Source organism: Erythrobacter sp. (assembly GCF_039988855.1).
Classification (GTDB): Bacteria; Pseudomonadota; Alphaproteobacteria; order Sphingomonadales; family Sphingomonadaceae; genus Erythrobacter.
On record NZ_JBDXIY010000004.1, the window covers coordinates 24,209 to 44,925 of the forward strand.

Sequence of the window (20,717 nt, forward strand, 5' to 3'; positions counted from 1 at the left end):
CCCTCACCAATAATAGAATACGCTGATCACATGCGCGAGAAGGCTTGCGAGCAGGGCAATCGTTGCTGGAATATGGATGAACAGCCAAATCTCTAGCATCGATTTAATGCGAAGATGGCGGCGGATTTGTCCGAGTTGCTCAGACCGGTTTGATAGAAGCTCATGCACGCGGGCCTCAGCATCGCTCCCTGACGCAGGAATACCGCTAAGTGCGCGTTTCGTGGCACAAGCTGGATAGGTGTTCGTAAGGCGGGCAAATGCGCCGCCGTAAAACACATCCTGCTCAAGCGCGCCGATAACCAAGTCGCACGCCGCACGGCCCAATGGCTGGGCACTGCTATCAAGTTTGCGGTCAATATCGGCGATGAGATCGAGCATATCGCCGCCGGTCTTATCACCTCGGTTAGACGACAACTCTTTGGGTAGAGCCGCATAAGCGTAAACGCCGTAGATCCCGCTGAAGATCACGATCAACATAAGGACGTAGGCGAGTGTGTGGACATTCCAACCGATCTGGAAACCAGTGTGAAGCGTGCCCACCACAATAAGTGCAAGGCCTAGATATACATGGGCGCTTGTCCAAGCTTTGAGGCTCCACGCGCCTTCAGAGATACGGCGCTTGCGAATGCCCAGCATTGAAAGCCAGACAATCAAGAGTAGCCCGATTGTTCCAAGCGTATAGCCATACCAACTGCCACCATTGGGGCGTGGTTCTTGATCGATTAATGCATAGCCAATGATGCTGGCCACGCACAAAAGAAGCGCCATCCAAAGCCAGCGAAAACCGCGGTGTTTGAGAAAGCTGAGATGATCAGCATCCCGCCTCTTTTCATCTTCGCGAAACCGATTGTCTGCTGCGCTCGCCATCAGCTTTCAACGTCCTCTGTCATCTTGGCAAATGTCAGAAACTTGTCGGGCGACACGCGGATAGCGGCGCCCGTTGGGCACGCGCGCACGCAGGAGGGACCACCTTCGATCCCTGCGCACATGTCGCATTTAACCGCTTTTTTAGCGACGCCAGGTTCAGCGTTGTCCTTGCGCCAAGAATAGGGCGCTTCGCCTGGACCCGGCCCGCTTCCAAACATCATCCATTTCAGAAGGCTTGGTTTTTCAGGCGGCACTGGCTCCATATTGATCACGCCATAAGGACAGTAGCTTTTGCAATTGCCACAACCAATGCATGTCTCGCGGTTGATATAAACCTCGCCATCTTCGCCGCGTTGGATGGCATTGGGCGGGCAATCCGTCATGCAATGCGGGTGTTCACAATGACGGCAGGAAATTGGCACATGAAGATAGGCAAAGGTCTTACCCGTCTCCCGGTCAAGCCGCGACAAGCCATCGTGGCTGTCTGCGCAGGCCTTCTCGCAATTGTCACAGCCGACGCAAAGGCGCTCATCAATAAGCAGTGCATCGGTGGCTTCGCCCATGCCTTCGTCAAATAGGAAAGAGGCCAGACCAGAATAATCGTCGACCTTGCCGTCGCCCCTATCTTGCTGGCTTTCGATTTCTTCATTGGAACGACGGCGTTCGTCCATCGTTTGGAGCGCACGCTCGCGTAATTGTGGTTTCTTCGCAAGCAGGTCGAGAAACCCTTCGCCCGGCAGGCGGATGACTTCCGATTTGACCGCGGCCTTCACCGTGGACATGCGCGCCTGCCCATCAATAATGCCCATTTCGCCGAAGAAATTGCCAGCGGGAATAAGGCCAAGGAAGGTCTGTTTCTCGCCGCTTCCTTTTTCAACCCGCATCGAGCCAAAGCGCACGATGAACAGGTCATTGTCATCATCGCCCTCGTTGATAACAGGGCTACCCGCTCTGATTTCCTCAGTGACGGCGCTGTCCACCAAAGGTTTGATGTCATCAGGGGTGAGCCCTGAGCCAAACAGCTGGAGTACTTGACGCTCGATCGAAATGCGTTTGACCGCTTCGGCAGCCTCAGGCGATGAACCGATCAGCTTCAGTGCAGCCTTACGTGATAACTCGACGACTACGGTGTCTTCGGCAGCCCTGATAGTCGCACCGCGGCGCCTGCCTGAAACCAGACCAACCTCACCAAAGATCGAGCCCTGACCAATGGGAACGGTGATCGATGGATCGTTAGGACTGACCTCAACTGCAACGCTGCCTTGCGCGATTGCGAAAAGCGATGATCCAGGGGCGTCGCGCCGGAAAATGGGCTCTCCCGGAGCAAAGGCAGTGCAGATCGAATCCAACATCAATTCGCGCATTTGCAGCGTTGAAAGACCCGCGAAAATGTCGACATTGTTGCGATACAATTCGAGCCAATAATCGACCGACTTACCGCCAGGAAGGTTTACGAACACGTTTTCAAGCAACGGCTCATCCGCCGGTTTTACAGCGGTGCCGGTGGCCAGATATTCGATGACATCAAAGCCTTGGTTCATGCAGTGCTTGATCAGCGGATAACCAGCCAAAGCGCCGATAACGAAGACACCTTCTTTGGTCGTTTCGAATTCAGGCGAGAGTTTCGGAAAGGCGCTACGCTCTTCTGAGGTAAACTCGATCCCCATGCTTTCGATAAATTTGCGCGGCGGTTGCGAGCCGATACGCGTGATAATCATGTCGCATGGGATGATTTCTTGGCCAGTTTCGGTCTCGACCACCATCTCACCATCGCGCACTTCGGCCGGAGAAGTGCGATAGGCAATTCTCAGATCACCTTCTTCATCCGCGCTGGTGAGATCAGTCGCGTTCTTGGTCTTTGCCTTTGCAAAATCAGTGCCGCGGTTAAGAATGGTGACCGTGTTGCCAAGGGCTGGATCAGTTGCGAGGCCCAGTGCGTTTTCGATCCCCGCATCGCCTGTTCCAACAACAACAACATTCTTATCAATGTGATCTTCAGGGTCATCCAACTGAGGCGTGATCATCGGGTGATCAGCGCCCGGACAGCGCAGCAAATTTGGATTCCCTTGCGTGCCGATCGCAAGAATAATTGTCTCAGCCCGAACGGTGTCGCCGTCCTTTAGCTTAATCGAGAAATTGCCCTTTTCCCCATCGACCGAGATTACTTCTGCGTTGAGCCTTGTGTTGATCTCAAAGTCTTGAACCTCGTGATCGGGCTCTGGAATGCTGGGGTCGACGATGCGGCAGTGCTTATTCCAAATGCCGAGGATACGTTCGCGTGTACCCTCTTCAAATTCCATGCCTTCGTGCACGTCCTCCTCGTACCCACCGCCACGAAGCGCAAGGTCAGAAGGGGTCGCCATTACGTGCTTACCCTTTTGGTATTTGAAGATTGTATCCGACAGGTGATCGGTCTTTTCGAGCAGGACATGCGACATGCCACGCTTTGCAGCCTGACCTGCAGCGCTCATCCCGGCAGGGCCGGAGCCAATAATGGCGACTTTCATCAAGTCAGACAATCTATCCCCCCCCCTTTTCGGATAGATTACGGTTCTACGCGATCATAAAGAAAGCGTACCCCAATGCCAGATACAATTGCCGTTTTTGCGAGCAGATGCTAGTGCAAAATGCACAGGATTTGACGAAATACGTACAAATGAGGGTGTAATGGGGGACAATTTAGAAGGCCAATCCGGCTCTAAAGCCGGTTGGGCTTTGCTGGGCGGCGCAGCTTTGCTTGCGGTTGCATCGGTTGGGTACAACATTTATTCGAGCGGGGAGAGCGAGGCCCCTGTCGAGGTGGCCGCAAACGGCGCCCCGACGATTGGAGAGCTTCGCGAAGCGGCAGAAAACTCTAGCGATGACGCCGGCCCTTGGAGTGAGCTGGGTTTTGCCCATTTTGAACGCGGCGAATTTGCAGATGCGGTTGAGGCGTATGAAAATGCGGTCGCAATCGACGCAACAACTGGCTCGCTTTGGTCCGCCTTGGGTGAGGCCCGCGTTATGGCGGTTGATGCAGCTCAGGCCGACGCTGATCCACTCCCTCCTGCCGCGCTGGATGCCTTTGCAAAAGCGCTGGAGCGCGATGCAAACGACCCGCGCGCGCGCTATTTCATGGCCGTGAAGAAAGACATTGATGGCGATCATCAAGGCGCGATTGATAGTTGGTTCGGCCTGCTCGAGGACACCCCTGTTGGTGCGCCTTGGGAAGGGGATGTGGTCCGCACAATTGAGCAAGTCGCCGCCATCAATGAAATTGATTTGGGAGACCGCCTTTCCGGCGTGATGGCAACCCGTACACCGGAAATTGCAATCCCGGGATCGGGTGCAGCGGCAGGCGATGCGGCCTCCCCCACAGTGCGCGGCCCCACGGCGCAAGATGTCGCCAACGCGCGGCAAATGTCCGAAAGCGACCAGCGTCAAATGATCGCTGGTATGGTGTCTGGCCTTGAAACGCGGCTTGAAGATGACCCCGGCAATCTTGATGGCTGGGTGATGTTGATACGCAGCCGGATGACGCTGGGCGAAACCGGAAAAGCGCGTGAGGCACTGGCGAAAGCGGTTGCGGCCAATCCGAATGAAGAGACGGAGCTTAGGCGTCAGGCAGCGCAGTTGGGGATTGAGTGAAGACCGAAGTGTGATCGTGATGTCTGCCTCAGCTGTATTTCCAGACAGCAATAAAAGTCGCGTTTTTTGGGGGGAAAGCGGACATTGCAGGAAGTCCAAAGGGCGCAGCAAATCGCTGCGCCCTTTCTAACCATGGCGGCATTCAGCTGTACCGAAGCGCGTCGATCTCGTCGATCTCGCTTTGGAGCTTACGCGCCGCTTTTTTATTGAACCGATAGACAGCGACAAGCACGACGATGACAAAGGCAGGACGGACCAACTGATCAAGCAGGGTATCATCTCCTTTAGGCCAATTCGGATCAATGAACGGCATGCCAAGTAGAACGAATAGGCCAGGGATAAGTGGAAGCAGATACCAGATCGTTGAGCTTCGAAGCACATCTTTCTGACGCACCAACTCCTGCCGTTGATAGTCGAGAATCGGCAACTGACCACTATTTAAAGGCGGTGATAGCGGCGTCCCGCGACTGCGGAGTTGCCACAAGGCAATGCCGACGCCTCCGGCCAACAACGCAGCACCAATCCGCAACGAATCTATCGGAACCAGCCATGCGACGACTGCGATCACCAAAATTGCCAAACCACCGCCAACATACTCAAGAAAATTTCGCCGGCGAATCTCACGTGTGAATCGGGCTGAGCGCTCGCGCAGCTCGGTGATCGGAGGCAAAGACGCAATTGCACTGTCGTCTTTCCAGCTGTTTAGGGTCGCTTCTTCGGGTGTCATCATTTGTCTCCTTCTTTGGTAAAGGCCTCAGCCAGCAGTACTTTCACGCGGTGAATTCGTGTGCTGACAGCACCGGCGGACAGGCCGGTGACATCGCCAATTTCTTCGGCGGTCAGCTCCTCGAGATAGAGAAGCATCACTTGCCGGTCGGCTGGTTTAAGACGGTGGATGGTGGCAAGCAGGCGGCTTCGCAATTGCGATTCCTCCGTTGCTTTGCTTTGATCATCGATACTAGGCAGCTCGGTAATCGTTTCAAGTCCAACAAGCACACCGGGTTTGGCTCGGCGGCTGGCCTTAATGTGGCTGACCGCGACATTGTGTCCGATGCGATAAACCCAGCTTCGAACCGAGCACTGGCCTTCGAAATATTCAAAGCTACGCCAAAGCGCGGTATGAATATCCTGGACCAAGTCTTGGACTTGGCTTTGGTCAGCCTCATACCCTCGCGCCAGACGCTCTATTGCCCCACCATATTCTTTAGCGGCCAGATGATAGGCGTCATCCTGCGAGAGAGAAGTCGGTTTCAAGCGATTTTTATCCTGTGCCATGGCAAGGTAGTCAGCCGAGCGCAGGAAGTCTTACAAAATTGCGGAATTTTCTTTCCAGTGTTGAATCTATCGAGCTGTGGTTCAGTCAGATGTCCACAATTGGGTCGAAAGCTTACGGCAGCTTTTGGGGGTCAGACTATAAAAAGGGGCGCTTCCCGCGAAGGAAGCGCCCCTTTGTGTTCGTTTATGAAAGCTTGGCTTAAACCACGCCGAACGCCAGCATCGCATCGGCCACTTTCTTAAAGCCTGCGATATTTGCGCCCTTCACATAGTCGACATAGCCCCCTCCTTGGTCGCCGTATTCGGTGCACTTCTCGTGAATGCCCGCCATCAAATCGGTTAGCATGTCGCCAAGACGCTCTTGGTTCCAGCTAATGCGCTCTGAGTTTTGGCTCATTTCCAAACCAGATACGGCCACACCGCCAGCGTTTGCCGCTTTACCCGGACCGTACATGATCTTGGCATCGTGGAAGACTTTCACGCCTTCCAGAGTGGTCGGCATGTTCGCGCCTTCGGAAACGCCTTTGACGCCGTTCGCAACAAGCGATTTCGCTTCATCTTCATTGAGCTCGTTTTGTGTTGCGCATGGCAGAGCAAGGTCTGCTGCAACGCCCCATGGGCGCCCTTCGTGGAAGGTCGCGCCTTTGAACTCATCGGCATATTCGCTGATCCGGCCGCGTTTGACCGTTTTGAGGTGCTTGACCCAGTCAATCTTCTCTTGGTCGATGCCGTCTGGATCGTGGATGAAGCCGCCTGAATCGGACAGGGTCAAAACCTTGCCGCCCAGTTGGACAATCTTCTCCGCCGCGTGCGTTGCCACATTGCCCGATCCTGAGATGACGGCCGCGTGACCTTCAACATCAGAGCCAGCATGCTTGAGCATATTGCGTAGGAAATAGACCGCGCCATATCCGGTCGCTTCGGGACGCATTTCAGAGCCGCCATATTCCTGACCTTTGCCGGTCAGCACGCCTTCCCAGCGGTTCGTAAGGCGCTTGTATTGGCCAAACATATAACCAATTTCGCGCCCGCCAACGCCGATGTCGCCCGCAGGAACGTCGGTGTTAGGGCCAATGTGACGATAGAGCTCTGACATAAAGCTCTGGCAGAAACGCATCACTTCGGCATCGGATTTGCCGCGCGGGTTGAAGTTTGCGCCGCCTTTACCGCCGCCCATCGGAAGGCCGGTCAGTGAGTTTTTGAAGGTCTGTTCGAAAGCCAGGAACTTCAGAACACTCTCAGTTACCGATGGGTGAAAGCGAATGCCGCCCTTGTATGGGCCGATTGCATTGTTGTTTTGAACGCGCCAGCCGCGCTGTACGCGGACGTTGTGATTGTCATCTTCCCAACACACGCGGAAAGAGACGATCCGGTCAGGTTCAGCGATACGGCGCAAGATCTGCGCTTCGTGATATTCGACCTTATCGGCCATGAATTCAAAGATGTCTTGAGCCACCTCATGCACCGCTTGGATGAATTCGGTTTGGCCTGGATTGCGTTTTGTAACGCCCGCCATGAATTGTTCGAGATTTACGTGGTCAGAAACCGGCATTGCTTACCCCCCTTTGATAACAACACGACCGTTTATTGTTTTTGCGTGAGCGGTGTATCCTCTGAAAGCGCATGAGACGCAAGTGTAAGTCTGCACATTGGTGCGGCCTGACGCTTTTCCATTTTGGATCGGCCTGCGAAGGCTTTGGGAGTGCGGGGTTGCCATATGGCGGTGAAGGACTGTAGGCACTTTCCCTCAAGCAAGTGTGCCCGACACGAGGTGCACGGCTGGGTCTCGGAAGGGCGCCTAGCAGGAACCGGGTCGCCCTGCTGTGGCCTAAGCGCGGACGCACTATTCCATGACCAGCAGCGGAGCTGACCCAAAGGTCGCTGAGCAATCATCAAGCGGCGACCATCCGATTGCACCACCTTTGGTCGAACTCGAGATCGAAACCCATGACAAAGGCTTTTACGACGGGTTTAGCCGTGAGGTAACGATCCCGGCAAAGATCATTGTCTCACTCATCATCATGTGGGCGATCTTCTTCCCGGTTAATGCAATGGAGACATTGGCGGTCGCCAATTCGACCATCATTAGCGCGTTTAGCGGTTGGTACGTGTACCTGATCGCGTTCCTTGTAATCAGCAGCGCGGTGCTTGTGCTGATCCCGCAGATCGGCTCACTGCGCATCGGAGCGCCGGGCGAAAAGCCAGAGTTTTCGCGCGCTTCGTGGTTCTCCATGTTGTTTGGCGCCGGAATTGGTATTGGGATGCTGACCTTCTCCACCGGAGAACCGCTGGCGCATTTCGCCAATAACCCGGACATTATTCGCGGCACGATCGAAGCGCGCTCTACAGAGGCTGTGAGACCTGCCTATATTTACACCTTCCTGCATTGGGGGTTTGGCGCATGGTGCACCTATGCATTGGTCGGGCTTGGTATCGGCTATGTCGCGCACCGGCGCGGTCTGCCGCTGACCATCCGTTCGAGCCTTGCTCCCCTCTTTGGAGAGCGCATGTCGGGCCTGCCGGGGCACGCGGTTGACGTGGTGGCTGTGGTGGCGACCATTCTGGGCGTTGCATACACGCTGGCCTTTGGAGTGGAGCAGTTTGTTGCCGGATTGTACCGCATTGGTTTTGGCGATTGGTTGATGGTTGCAGGCTCTGACGGGGTTCTGACCGCTTCAACCGGGGCGATCATCATCGCTTTGGTCGTGTTGGTAGGGGCTTCGACGCTGAGCGCTTTGTCCGGGGTCGGGCGCGGGATAAAGTGGCTCTCCAACATCAACATGGCTTTGTCTTTCGGGCTGCTCGGATTGTTCGCGCTTTTGGGCTCGGGCCTTTATGGCTTGCAGCTCATGGGTACTGCCACTTGGGATTATGTTGTGAACCTGCCTGTGCAATCGCTGACCCTCTTCCAAGACGACGGCAGCGAAGTCGCAGGCGCATTGGTTGATTGGCAGCTTGGCTGGACGGTCATGTATTGGGCGTGGTGGATCGCCTTTGCGCCTTTTGTCGGCATGTTTATCGCACGCATTTCGCGAGGGCGCACCATCCGCGAGTATGTCCTTGGCGTAGCCTTGGTGCCTTCGCTTATGTGCTTTATCTGGATGGCGCTTGTTGGTGGAACTGCGATTGATCTGGAGTTGTCTGGTGTTGCGGGCGGCACGATTGTCGATGCGCCTATGGCTGATCAATTGTTTGCAACGCTTGCCCTGCTGCTTGAGCCGGGAACCGCGGCGATTGTCTCTGGGCTCGTAGTGGTCTTGTTGATGACTTATCTCATCACTTCGGCTGACAGTGCGATCCTGATCGTCAATACAATCAACGGTGCAGGGGATAATGAAGGGTCGCGGCGTTACCACATCTTGTTCTGGGGTACGGCGTTGGCCTTCGTAGTGGGATCGATGCTTATCCTTGGCGGGATCGAGGCAATCCGCATCACTATGATTATCGGGGCATTGCCGTTTTCACTGGTGCTTGCCGCAATGTGCGCATCGATTATCAAGGCGGTCGTGTTCGACCTTATCCGGCAGAAGCACGGTGTCCCGACCACGGCAGAAGCATGTGAGAACTGGGGAGCGGAAGCTGCGACCCCTAAAGACTTGGCAAGAACTTGAAATTTGTCAGTATAGGTCGGTTGATGAAATTCAATTGCATTGATTTATGAAGTATATTTCAGTTTACTTGAAAAACTTATCGAGTAAAATCCTATTGCCTATGAATAGTTTTTTGAGTTCGTAGAGTTTTCATGACTTAGATTTACATTGTTGTTTCGGTGCAACACATGTTTGCTGCTTTGGGAAATGCTGGGCCGAGCTGTGGCCAGCTTACTAAGCTCTTGTTACCTGCCCCTTCAGCGCGCCCCGTAATCTGCATCTCTTGCGGACTATGTTGAGCGCGCCGTTCCGGGGTGAACTGGCGCATTCTCGCGCCGCACATTTCATCCGCAGGTCAAAAGGAAAAACAAAATGAGGAACTGTATAACCGGCGCGTCGCTTGGCGCGTTGGCGGTCGCAATCGCATCACCTGTCGCAGCTCAAGAAGCGGCGGCCCCTGCAGCTGAAGAACGTCAGGGCGGTGTTGGCACCATTGTTGTCACCGCGCAGCGTCGCAGCGAAGATCTGCAGGACGTGCCGATTTCCGTGTCTGCCATCGGCGAAGAGCAGCTTGATGAGCTGAACATCGACACATTCGAAGATTACCTCGACCAAATTCCATCTGTGACAGCTGGTGGTAACGGTCCGGGTCAGAGCACGATTTACATTCGCGGTCTTGCATCCACCACACCAAACATCACGGTTGCTGGCGTCGCAGGTCTCGCGCCGAACGTGGCGCTGTATCTCAACGATCAACCGCTTTCACAGCCTGGCCGTAACCTTGACGTTTATGCCGCTGACTTGGCGCGTATTGAGGTGCTTTCGGGTCCGCAAGGCACGCTGTTTGGCGCAAGTTCGCAAGCAGGCGTTGTGCGCCTTATCACGAATAAGCCCGACCTCTCTGGTCTTTCGGCCAAATCATCAGCTGGCGTGTCATTCACCAAAGGCGGTGAAGCAAGTTACCAAGGTGAGTTCACCATCAACGTCCCTGTAAGCGATACGTTCGCTTTGCGCGGTGTTGCTTATCTCGACGATCAAGGCGGCTACATCGACAATGTTCAGGGCACGCGTGACCTCTCTGAGAGCGCACGTTTCCGTCCAGAAGGTTTCGTCCGTGAAAACGGCGTTCCGGTTTCTGCCGTGCGCGCAGGTTTTCAGTCCGGCGCTGATCTGTCCGACGTGACATTTTTGCAGGCCGACAATGCCGGCCTTGCAGAGGATAATTTCAACGACACCACATATTCCGGTTTCCGGGTAAGCGCTTTGTGGGAAGTGACGCCTGATTGGACCGTCAACATCTCGCACCAACGCCAAAGCCTTGAATCAGACGGCGTGTTTTTCGCCGATCCAGAGCTTGGTGGACTTGGTGATCTCGAGATTGAGCGTTTTGAAGAAGACCGTCTCGAAGACGATTTCTCCAACACCAGCTGGACCGTGGAAGGCCGCATTGGCTGGCTCGATGTGATCTACACCGGCGCGTACACCGACCGTGAAAGCGATCAGCGCGCTGATTACACCGACTATCTGTTTGCTGGGCAATATCTGCCCTATTACATCTGTGATGGCTCGGTGACCTATCCCGGTGCAGGCAATGCACCAAGCGGTACGTGTCAGGCGCCAAACCTGTTTGTGAACTCTTTGTCCAACACCGAAGTGTTCACCCAGGAACTGCGTTTCTCGACGCCAGATGATTGGCGCGTAAGCTTCCAGGGCGGCGCGTTCTATTCCGACCTCAGCCTCGAAGAGCGCGTGGACTTTGCCTATCCGGGTAATGTTCTGGCCAACCCATTTGGTCCGTTTGCAGAAAACTTCCCGCAAACAACTGGCTTCTTCTCTGATCCGGGGCCGTTCCCGGCATCGACGATTTTCCGCAACGACATTCGCCGTACCGATGAACAGTTCGGTATCTTTGGTGAAGCCAACTTTGATGTCATCCCTGACTTGCTCGCCGTGACATTCGGCGCGCGCTACTACGATGTTGAGGTGGACTTTGAAGGGTCAGCCAACGGATCGTTCTGTAACTCTGGTGCGGCAACCGATGCGAACGCGTTCGGCACCAACATCAGCGACCTTTACGACGGTGACGGCCAATTCACCTTCATCGGTTCGTGTGACGCGTCTTTGCGTCAAACCTTCGATTTGAATGACAGCCTCGAAGACATTCAGGCAGCCGGCCTTTCCGAAGCGCAGGCAACGCAGGTCTTTAACGCGGTGCGTGCACCGGACGTTGCTGAAACCAGCGGCGTGATCTTCAAAGGTACGGTCACTTTGACACCGACGCCTGATATGCTGTTCTATGCAACATATTCCGAAGGTTTCCGTCCCGGCTTCCTCAACCGTCCCGGCGGCGCAGTGGGTGCTGGCGGATTTGTGGTCCCGTTCGAGCTCGAGACCGATGAGGTTCAAAACTACGAACTTGGCTGGAAACTCGACCTTCTCGACGGTCAATTCCGTTGGAACGGTTCGGCCTTCTTCGTGGACATTCAAAACCTGCAAACGCAGATTTTCGATCCTTCCATCACCAACCTGTTCTTCTCGTCAAACGCTGCGGATGCAGAGATTTACGGGATTGAATCGGACTTTACCGTTGCGCCGTATTCGACGCCGGGTCTGACCTTTGCAGGTGCGTTCTCGATCCTCGATACAGAGGTCACGGAAATCCTTATTCCGACCAATGATGTGGTCTTGGGAAGCGACCTTGCCTATGCGCCAAGCTTCCAGGGCAACATCCGTGCACGGTATGAGTGGGATGTGTCGGATAGTCTTGAGGCGTTTATTCAGCCGCAGGCGACATACTCGGCATCGAAGCAAACCGACATTATCGCGATCAACAACATCCAATTGGACAGCTACACCACCTTCGATTTGTCGTTGGGCGTGAAAGCGGAACAGTGGAAGTTTGAAATCTTCGGCGAAAACCTCTCCGATGAGCGCGCGGAAGTCTCCGGTACCTTCGGCAATGACCGTGAGCGCATCATCACGAACCGTCCTTTGACGGTGGGTATGCGCGTTTCGTTCGACTATTAATCGAACGCGTCTAATCAAAAACGGCGGGAGTGACAGTGTTCACTCCCGCCGTTTTGCTGTCTAAGGCAGGTATATGAGCCGCACAGAGCAACTCCAATCCGCGCAAAAATCCCTTCAGGCTGGAGAGTTTGAAGCAGGGTTGGCCGGTGCTAAGGCGCTTCTTTCCGAAAACCCATCGGATGGCGAGGCGCTGTATATGGCGGCGGTGGCATGCCGGTATTTAAAGCGATTTGACGAGGCTGCCTCGCACCTAAACGCGCTTCATTCCGCCATGCCCGAATATGGCCGTGCGTGGCAGGAGCAAGGGCACCTGTCCTTGGCCCGCGACGACAATCGAGGCGCCTTGGCCGCGTTCACACGGGCCACAAGGTTTAACCCGGCGCTTGAGGCCAGTTGGCGCGAATTGTCGCGGCTCGAAGCGGAAGCTGGCCGTGTGGCTGAGAGCAATGCTGCCAAAGTTCAACAAGAGCGGATCGCGCGTTTGCCGCGTGAGCTTGTGGCGGTCACCAACCATTTGGCCGAAGGGCGCATTGCCCGGGCCGAAGAGATATGCCGCCATTATCTGCGGACCCATCCCACCCGCGATGCAGCCCACATCGAGGGTATGCGTTTGCTTGCCAAAATCGGGATTGAGCTGGGCGTTCTGGATGATGCGGAATTCCTGCTGGAGAGCGCGGTCGAGTTTTCACCTGACGATGTGCAATTGCGCCTCGATTATATCGATGCACTGCGCCGGCGGCAGAAGTCCGCCGAAGCGTTGGAGCAGGCCGAGCTGCTCATCAAACGCGATCCGGAAAGCCCGGTGTTCCAATCGCGCCTTGCGATCGAACGCATTCAAATGGGTGATTACGAGGGCGGCCTTGAGCTGTTCGATCAAGTGCTTGCAAAGCTGCCCAATGATCCCGCCAGCCTCACCAGCAGAGGCCATGCGTTAAAGACTAAGGGCGACCGCCGCGAGGCGGAAGAAAGTTATCGTTCAGCCATTGCGGCAAAAGCTGATCACGGCGATGGCTATTATGCGCTCGCGAACCTTAAAACCTATCGTTTTGAGCAAAGCGAAATTGCAGCGATGCGCGCTCAGTTAGAGCGCAGCGATTTGGCGTTTATGGACCGTGTGCACCTCCACTTTGCGCTTGCAAAGGCGTGTGAAGACGAGGGCGATTACGAGGCCGCGTTCCAGCATTACGATGCAGGCAACAGCCTGAAACGCGCGCAGACCCGCTATAAAGCTGAGACGATGAGCGGCGAACTTGCCCGCCAGAAAGAACATTGCACGGCCGAACTCTTCGCCAAGCATAAGGGCAGCGGCCACGATGCGCGCGACCCGATCTTTATTCTTGGCCTGCCGCGTGCAGGTTCCACCTTGCTTGAGCAAATTCTTGCCAGCCACAGTCAGATCGACGGGACGCTTGAGCTTCCCAATATTCTGGCACTTGCCCACCGGCTTCGCGGGCGCAAAGCGGGGCAGTCATTGTATCCGCAAGTGCTGCATGATCTGGCCGCAGAGCAGCTTGAGAAATTCGGGACGGATTTCATTGAGAACACTCGCATCCACCGCCAAGGCGCGCCGCTGTTTATTGACAAAATGCCGAATAATTTCCGGCATATCGGGCTGATCCATTTGATCCTTCCCAATGCCAAAATCATTGATGCAAGACGCGCGCCTTTGGATTGCTGTTTCTCTGGCTTCAAACAGCTTTTCGCCGAGGGCCAAGAGTTCACCTACGGTCTGCATGAAGTGGGTCAGTATTACGCCGATTACGTCGATCTGATGGACCATTGGGACGCGGTGCTGCCGGGTAAAGTCCTGCGGGTTCAGCACGAGGATGTGCTCGACGATCTTGAGGGGCAGACCCGCCGGATGCTCGACTTTTTAGAGGTCTCTTTCGAAGAGCAATGCCTTGCCTTCCACAAAACCGATCGCGCGGTGCGGACCGCGTCGTCGGAACAAGTGCGCCAACCGATCAACCGCAAGGGACAGGACGCTTGGAAACCGTTTGAACCTTGGCTGGGCCCATTGAAAGAGGCGCTAGAGGGCCACCTCTAAACCCTCACATCAAACGCGCGCCTTTGGGCACGTCTTTATCGGGCGAGGCCAGGACAATTGCGCCTTCGCTATCTTCAAAGCCCAGCACCAAAATCTCGCTCATAAACGGGCCGATCTGCCTTGATGGAAAGTTGACCACTGCCATCACCGTTCGCCCCACTAGGCTTTCTGGCGTGTAGTGCACTGTGATTTGGGCTGAGCTTTTCTTGACGCCAAGATCGCCGCCAAAATCGACCCAAAGCTTGATCGCTGGTTTGCGTGCTTCGGGAAAGGGTTCCGCGCGCACCACTTGTCCGGTGCGAATATCGACCTTCATAAAATCATCGAATGAAATTTCAGTCATGGGGTCTCCGATTGGTGTGCCACTATTCGTGCTTTGCGTTTCAGTCTATGCGCGATAGATTGCACATCGCAACTGAGAAAGAGAGAAACCCCTTGGCCAATTTCATCCTCAATGGTGAGCCCGTCAATATTGATGCAGAACCAGAGATGCCGCTTCTTTGGGCGGTGCGCGAAAAGGCGGGACTGGTGGGCACCAAATTTGGCTGCGGGATCGCGCAATGCGGGGCGTGCACTATGCATTTGGATGGGCGACCCGTTCGCTCTTGCTCAACGCCCATTAGCATGGCCGAGGGACGCGAGGTTACCACCATCGAAGGCATTGGCGCCAAAACAGATGGTGTCGATGGCATGATGAGCGCTATCCAAGCCGCTTGGATCAGCGAGCAAGTGCCGCAATGCGGGTACTGTCAATCGGGTCAGATTATGAGCGCAACCGCGCTTCTTCGCGACAATCCCGCGCCGTCAGACGACGACATTGATGCCGCGATGAAGGGCAATATCTGCCGCTGCGGTACCTACACCCGCATTCGCCGCGCGATTAAGGTCGCCAGTGGCCAAGTTGAACCGCGCCAAGAAGAGGAGGCATAAGTCATGAACGATTTAACTCCTGAAAAAACAGAGAACGCGAAAAAAGAACGCTCAAAGCTCGCCAAATGGAGCCGCCGCGGATTTATCGGGGCCGGTGTTCTTGCAGGTGGCGGCTTGCTCATCGGTATTGGCGTTCGTCCTGGCAATCCTGTTGGCTCGCTTTCATCCAAAGTCGCTGGTGGTGACGGCGAGCAGCTGGTCAATAGCTGGGTTAAAATTGATCTCAACAATGTGGTCACGGCGATCGTCCCCCATTGCGAAATGGGGCAGGGCGCGCATTCAGTTCTTGCACAAATGCTGGCTGATGAGCTGGATGCAGACTGGGCCAATGTCCGCGTGATGCAGGCACCTGCTGACGGCTCATACGTCGTCACCGATGCAACGCGGCTGTTCTTGGCCCCGTTCACTTTGAACGCGGCCGATTGGATTGAGCCGACTTGGAACGGCCTTTTTACCCAAGTCTCGCGGATGGCGGAAGTCTTAATCACAGGCGGATCATCCTCGATCCGCACCACGGGACAAAACTCCATGCGTGTTGCCGGCGCAGCAGCGCGCAAAATGCTGGTCGGAGCAGCGGCGGAAAAATGGGGGGTTCCAACCGCCGAAATCACCACCAAAGACAGCGTTCTGTTCCACAAAGCATCAGGCAATTCTGCGAAATACTCAGAGCTCGCGACCGCAGCTGCTGAGCAGCCAATGGACCATACACCGACGCTTAAGACACCTGATCAATTTCGCTTAATGGGCAAAAGCAAAGCGCGCACCGATATTCCGGCCAAGATCAACGGCACCGCTGAATTCGGGATCGACGCTGTGCCAGAAGGCCTTGAGCTGTCCTATGCCGCCACCGTGAGGCCGCCAGTCCCTGGTACCAAAGTGGTCAGCATGGATGCGAGCCGCGCCAAAACTATGAAAGGGGTCTTGCAGATCCTCAATATGGAGAACTTCGTCGCGGTTGTTGCCGATAGCTATTGGCAGGCTCAGCAAGCGATGAACACGGTTCAGATCGAATGGAGCCAATCCGCCAGCCCGATTAAAACCATGGACGATCAATACGCCGCCTTTGCCGCTGTCCTTGATGATGCGGGTGAGGCCGGAGGCGAAGAGGTGGCGGGCAAAGGCGATGCGAAAGCTGCGCTTTCCAATGCTTCCCAGACCATCGAGGCTGAATACAAAGCGCCCTATCTCGCGCACTCGCCGATGGAACCGCTTAACTGCACCGCCCATGTGGCAGATGGCAAATGCGATGTCTGGGCAAGTACGCAGGTGCCTCTAATGGCGCGCAGCGGGGTCGCCGAAGCTCTGAACATCTCCGCCGAAGACGTGACCATGCACCAAACCTATTTGGGCGGGGCTTTTGGCCGCCGCCTTGGCGTGGATGAGGTGTCCATGGCGGCGCGGGTCGCGCGGGCAACAGGCTACCCGGTGAAGGTGATTTGGAGCCGTGAGGAAGACACGCAAAAAGCGCTCTATCGCTGCGCAGATATGGCGCGGATGCGAGCGGGCCTTGATGAAGATGGGAAGCTTGACGCGTTCGATCATGTGTTCACCCAGCGGCATGATCCCGCTCAGGCCTGCGTCCCGGCGATCTACAATATCGCCAACACCAGCGTGCGTCACGCACCCGCTGACTTGCATCTCCCGTTCCAAGCATGGCGTTCGGTTGACCATTCACAGCAAGGTTTCTTCATCGAAAGCTTCATCGACGAGGCGGCGCACGCTGCGGGTGCAGACCCGCTCGATTTCCGCCTCGCTATGCTCAAAGGTTCAGCGCGCCATGTCGCAGTGCTCGAAAAGGTCGCCGAGATGAGCGATTGGCGGGGCACACGCGCCGAAGGGCATGCCAAAGGCGTCGCCATTGTCGAGGCTTTTGGCACCATCGCCGCCGAGGTGGTCGAAATTGATATGTCGTCGGGCAAACCCAAGCTCGTGAATGTCTGGGCGGTTTGCGATGCGGGCTATGTGATGAACCCCAATGGCTTTAAAAACCAGATCGAGGGCGGCATCATCTTTGGCCTCACCGCGGCGATGTATGGCGAGTTAGAGCTTGAAGACGGCGCAATCGTTCAAAGCAATTTTCACGATTATAAGATGCTGCGTATGGATGAGGTGCCTCATATCGAGGTTGCGATCATCAATTCAGGCGATGTGCCAATTGGCGGGGCAGGGGAGCCGGGTCTGCCGCCCGTAGCGCCTGCCTTCACCAATGCGATTTTTGCAGCCTCCGGCAAGCGGATTCGAACTTTGCCAGTCGCAAAACAGTTCGCATAGGTTACAGGCGCGATATCAGGGATTTTGAGAGGGATTGTTAGGATGCATAATCAGGCTTTGCTTAGCCGGAGTGGGCTTGCCGTTTGCTTGCTTACCATGATGACCGCGGCTTGCGGAACTTCCGCTGAGCCGCCTAAAGTGGCGGAACAAATCATCGTGCGCGAACGCGGTGCAGCTGATGCAGCGGGGCCTTCTACCGGCGGTTCTCAAGATCTCGTCAGCCTTGGCGAAGACGTATTTCAGACCTGCAAAGGATGCCATTCGCTCGATGCCGATGGGCGTTCTTCAGCAGGGCCCAACCTATACGGCGTGATGGGCCGCAAGGCCGGAAGCCATGAGGGATATTCCTATTCTGACGCTCTCGCTGCATCTGATATCACATGGGATGAAGCAAGCCTCGATGGCTTCATCGCTGATCCGCAGGGTTACATCCCGGGAAGCGAGATGGTCGTAGGCGCCCTGCGAGATGATGAGCGCCGCAAAGCGGTGATCGCCTATCTTGCCGCGCAAGGCGAATAGGCGGCGGCCCGAAGAGCGCTAATCGGTGGACCTTGCCCAAACTCTTCAATTTTTAGACAGCGCGCAAAAGAGCGGCCTTCGCACGGTTCTTGTCACCGTTTGCGGGGTTGAGGGTTCCTCCATGCGCGGTCCCGGCACCATTATGGGCGTTGCCGAGGATGGCCAGTTTGCGGGGTCCTTGTCAGGAGGTTGTATTGAAAACGCGGTGGTGTCAGAGGCGCTGGATGTGCTTGCAAAAGGGCAGGCGCGGACGGTGCGCTTTGGCGCTGGTTCGCCTTATCTCGATATAAAACTGCCGTGCGGGGGCGGGCTTGATGTGTCGTTTCATGTGATTGAGGATGCAGGCTTTACAGGCGCCTGCCTTGCTTCAATCGTGGCGCGCGCGCCGTTCTCAATCGCAACCGGTATAGGCGGGGCGGCCCATGTCGCCGAATGGCGCAAAGCCTCCTTTGATGCAGTATCAGGCGAAGCCGTCTTTGGGCACTATCCCGCGCCTCACATGCAAATTATAGGCCACGGCGCAGGGGTGATGGCGCTTGCGGATTTAGCGAGCGCGTATGGCTGCACATTGCGCGTTCTGACACCTGACAAACAATTGGTCGAGCAATGCGCGGTGAAGAGGATCACGGTGAACAGGATCACGGTGAACAGGGGCGCGGGGAACAAGATCGCGGTGCACCACCTTAAGCAAACCAATCAAACAGAACTTCTCCAAAGCGATGCTTGGACAGCCACGGTTTTCCTTTTTCACGATCACGATTGGGAAATAGACTTGATGGCGGCGGCGCTCCAAATGCCGCATTTTTATTTGGGCGCGATGGGCGGCAGGCGCGCGCATGAATTTCGCTGCGAGGCATTGCTTGCCCTTGGGGTTGCGCAATCACAGCTTGACCGCATTCATGCGCCCATTGGTCTGTTCCATTCATCGCGTGATCCGCAAACGCTTGCACTATCGGCATTGGCTGAGGTGGTTCGAACCTATGAAGAGACGGTATGGGACGCCCGCGTTTAGGCGCCGCATTGCTTGCGGCCGGCTCGTCCAGACGGTTTGGCGAGGCGGACAAGCTTTGCGCTCCTTACAAGGGCCGAATGCTGGCTGAACATGCCGCGCGCGCTATCCCGGTCGAGGCGTTCGAAAATGCCTGGGTGATTGCTGCTGCACCGGGCCATCCGTGCGAAGGCACATGGCGTCAACACGGGTTTTTGCCCCTCATCAATCCGGATGCGGCTCTTGGGATGGGCACCTCCCTTGCACTCGCCGCGCGCGCCGCGATGGAGGCCTCACTCGATGGCTTGTTGATTGCACTGGCTGATATGCCGCTGGTCCAAGGCAGCCATTTCGAAGCTTTGATACGCGGATATGACGGGCCTGAGGCAATCGCTGTATCTGCGATTGGTGAGGTTCGGATGCCGCCTGCGATTTTTGGCAAGGCGTATTTTGAGGCGCTTGCTAATGCCAGCGCCGACACTGGCGCTCGCGGCCTTCTTGGCGCCGGTAGAGTGGCGCATTGCCCCGAAGAATGGCTCAAGGATATTGATACAACCTCTGACCTTTGAACCGCTGATCTGTGACCACGGCTTCTGTCTGTAAATCAGCTCTGGGAGTAGAGTGAATGGCCGCGTTGTTGTGTTGCGGCAACATTCTCAATGCGGCCTCGACCCAGAGGCTCTGAGCAGGAAAGCCGAAACATAACATCGACAATCGCTGCTTTTGGAAATACTCATCTCTTTATCGCTGAGGCTTCCGCATTGTAATCGTGCAAGGGCGGCTGGCGCATACGGTTGTGACGACGCACATTTGAGTGCCCAAGAGGGGTTTTCGTGAAAAAGATTTTGATCATTCTGGCGCTCGCTGCGCTGGTTGCAGCCTATTTTATGTTTGATCTGGGGCAATATCTCACGATTGCTGGAATCAAGGACACTGTTGAGGATGTTCGAGGCTTTTACGCCGAAAACCAATGGTTGGTGCTCGCTGTCTTCTTCGTGATCTATGTGGCTGCGACCGCCGCATCTATTCCGGGCGCTGGTATTTTGACATTGGCGGCTGGCGCGCTTTTTGGGCTCGTTTTAGGCACAGTTTTGGTGTCATTCGCCTCGACAATTGGGGCCTCGCTCGCGTTCCTTTCCTCGCGCTATGTTCTGCGCGATACGATTGAGGCAAAATTTGGCGACCGGTTGAAGACGATCAATGACGGGCTGGAGCGTGACGGGGCATTCTACCTCTTCACCTTGCGCATGATCCCGGCGGTCCCTTTCTTCGTCATCAATCTGGTGATGGGCCTGACGCGGATCAAAACATGGACTTATGTTTGGGTGAGCCAGATTGGTATGCTGCTGGGTACGATTGTGTTTGTGAATGCGGGCACACGGTTAGCGCAGATTGAAAGCACTGCTGGACTGTTGTCGCCTGCCCTTATCGGCAGCTTCGTCCTGCTCGCCATCGTCCCGTGGATTGCCAAGGCTGTGGTCGCTTTCATCCAGCGGCGCAAAGTCTACAAGGGTTTCGACAAACCGAAGACATTCGACCGCAATATAGTGATAATCGGCGGAGGCGCGGCGGGCCT

At 55.6% G+C, this 20,717-nt stretch carries 16 protein-coding genes; 10 read left to right on the forward strand and 6 right to left on the reverse strand.

Features of this window, described 5'->3' with window-relative positions; translation table 11 throughout:
* Window positions 1-3: 3 nt before the first annotated feature.
* Both ABJ205_RS01630 and ABJ205_RS01635 read right to left on the reverse strand, forming a co-directional pair.
* Window positions 4-867, reverse strand: a complete 864-nt coding sequence (locus tag ABJ205_RS01630; RefSeq protein ID WP_348158930.1) for a hypothetical protein — start codon at window positions 865-867, stop codon at window positions 4-6.
* Entirely contained in the window at window positions 867-3,374 is a 2,508-nt protein-coding gene (locus ABJ205_RS01635) for a cyclic nucleotide-binding domain-containing protein (protein ID WP_348158957.1), read from the reverse strand. Before ABJ205_RS01635 ends, ABJ205_RS01630 begins: the two co-directional genes overlap by 1 nt.
* A gap of 160 nt (window positions 3,375-3,534) precedes the next feature.
* On the opposite strand from ABJ205_RS01635, the gene ABJ205_RS01640 reads away from it, so the two are divergent.
* Complete coding sequence (locus ABJ205_RS01640) at window positions 3,535-4,494, forward strand: tetratricopeptide repeat protein (protein WP_348158932.1); 960 nt, start codon at window positions 3,535-3,537, stop codon at window positions 4,492-4,494.
* A gap of 142 nt (window positions 4,495-4,636) precedes the next feature.
* Here ABJ205_RS01640 and ABJ205_RS01645 read toward each other — a convergent pair whose 3' ends face one another.
* The 3 genes from ABJ205_RS01645 to gdhA form a co-directional block, all read right to left on the reverse strand.
* Complete coding sequence (locus ABJ205_RS01645; protein WP_348158934.1) at window positions 4,637-5,224, reverse strand: hypothetical protein; 588 nt, start codon at window positions 5,222-5,224, stop codon at window positions 4,637-4,639.
* A complete protein-coding gene (locus tag ABJ205_RS01650) occupies window positions 5,221-5,748 on the reverse strand; it encodes an RNA polymerase sigma factor (RefSeq protein ID WP_348158935.1) in 528 nt (175 codons plus the stop codon). Before ABJ205_RS01650 ends, ABJ205_RS01645 begins: the two co-directional genes overlap by 4 nt.
* A gap of 220 nt (window positions 5,749-5,968) precedes the next feature.
* Window positions 5,969-7,321: an NADP-specific glutamate dehydrogenase gene (gene gdhA, locus ABJ205_RS01655; RefSeq protein ID WP_348158937.1), complete on the reverse strand. Its 1,353-nt coding sequence runs from the start codon at window positions 7,319-7,321 to the stop codon at window positions 5,969-5,971.
* A gap of 298 nt (window positions 7,322-7,619) precedes the next feature.
* On the opposite strand from gdhA, the gene ABJ205_RS01660 reads away from it, so the two are divergent.
* The 3 genes from ABJ205_RS01660 to ABJ205_RS01670 all read left to right on the forward strand — a co-directional run bounded on the left by ABJ205_RS01660 (window position 7,620) and on the right by ABJ205_RS01670 (window position 14,433).
* Entirely contained in the window at window positions 7,620-9,380 is a 1,761-nt protein-coding gene (locus ABJ205_RS01660) for a BCCT family transporter (protein WP_348158939.1), read from the forward strand.
* Between the two features lie 351 nt (window positions 9,381-9,731).
* Window positions 9,732-12,386, forward strand: coding sequence for a TonB-dependent receptor (locus ABJ205_RS01665; protein WP_348158941.1), 2,655 nt, complete (start codon window positions 9,732-9,734; stop codon window positions 12,384-12,386).
* A gap of 73 nt (window positions 12,387-12,459) precedes the next feature.
* Window positions 12,460-14,433: a sulfotransferase gene (locus tag ABJ205_RS01670; protein ID WP_348158942.1), complete on the forward strand. Its 1,974-nt coding sequence runs from the start codon at window positions 12,460-12,462 to the stop codon at window positions 14,431-14,433.
* A 4-nt stretch (window positions 14,434-14,437) separates the two neighbouring features.
* Here the strand turns inward: ABJ205_RS01670 and ABJ205_RS01675 are convergent, their stop codons facing one another.
* Window positions 14,438-14,776, reverse strand: a complete 339-nt coding sequence (locus ABJ205_RS01675) for a tRNA-binding protein (protein ID WP_348158944.1) — start codon at window positions 14,774-14,776, stop codon at window positions 14,438-14,440.
* A 92-nt stretch (window positions 14,777-14,868) separates the two neighbouring features.
* Here ABJ205_RS01675 and ABJ205_RS01680 point away from each other — a divergent pair, with 92 nt between their 5' ends.
* The 6 genes from ABJ205_RS01680 to ABJ205_RS01705 all read left to right on the forward strand — a co-directional run.
* Window positions 14,869-15,363 carry a (2Fe-2S)-binding protein gene (locus ABJ205_RS01680; RefSeq protein ID WP_348158946.1) on the forward strand — a complete coding sequence of 165 codons (495 nt, stop codon included), beginning with the start codon at window positions 14,869-14,871 and terminating at the stop codon, window positions 15,361-15,363.
* Window positions 15,364-15,366: 3 nt separating this feature from the next.
* Window positions 15,367-17,634, forward strand: coding sequence for a molybdopterin cofactor-binding domain-containing protein (locus tag ABJ205_RS01685; RefSeq protein ID WP_348158947.1), 2,268 nt, complete (start codon window positions 15,367-15,369; stop codon window positions 17,632-17,634).
* A gap of 42 nt (window positions 17,635-17,676) precedes the next feature.
* Window positions 17,677-18,153 (forward strand): c-type cytochrome, encoded by a 477-nt coding sequence (locus ABJ205_RS01690; RefSeq protein WP_348158948.1) that lies wholly within the window; start codon window positions 17,677-17,679, stop codon window positions 18,151-18,153.
* Between the two features lie 25 nt (window positions 18,154-18,178).
* On the forward strand, window positions 18,179-19,165 hold the full coding sequence (locus ABJ205_RS01695; RefSeq protein ID WP_348158950.1) for an XdhC family protein: 987 nt from the start codon (window positions 18,179-18,181) through the stop codon (window positions 19,163-19,165).
* A complete protein-coding gene (locus ABJ205_RS01700; protein ID WP_348158952.1) occupies window positions 19,147-19,710 on the forward strand; it encodes a nucleotidyltransferase family protein in 564 nt (187 codons plus the stop codon). Before ABJ205_RS01695 ends, ABJ205_RS01700 begins: the two co-directional genes overlap by 19 nt.
* A gap of 264 nt (window positions 19,711-19,974) precedes the next feature.
* On the forward strand, window positions 19,975-20,717 hold a 743-nt coding region (locus ABJ205_RS01705), incomplete at its 3' end, for a TVP38/TMEM64 family protein (RefSeq protein ID WP_348158954.1).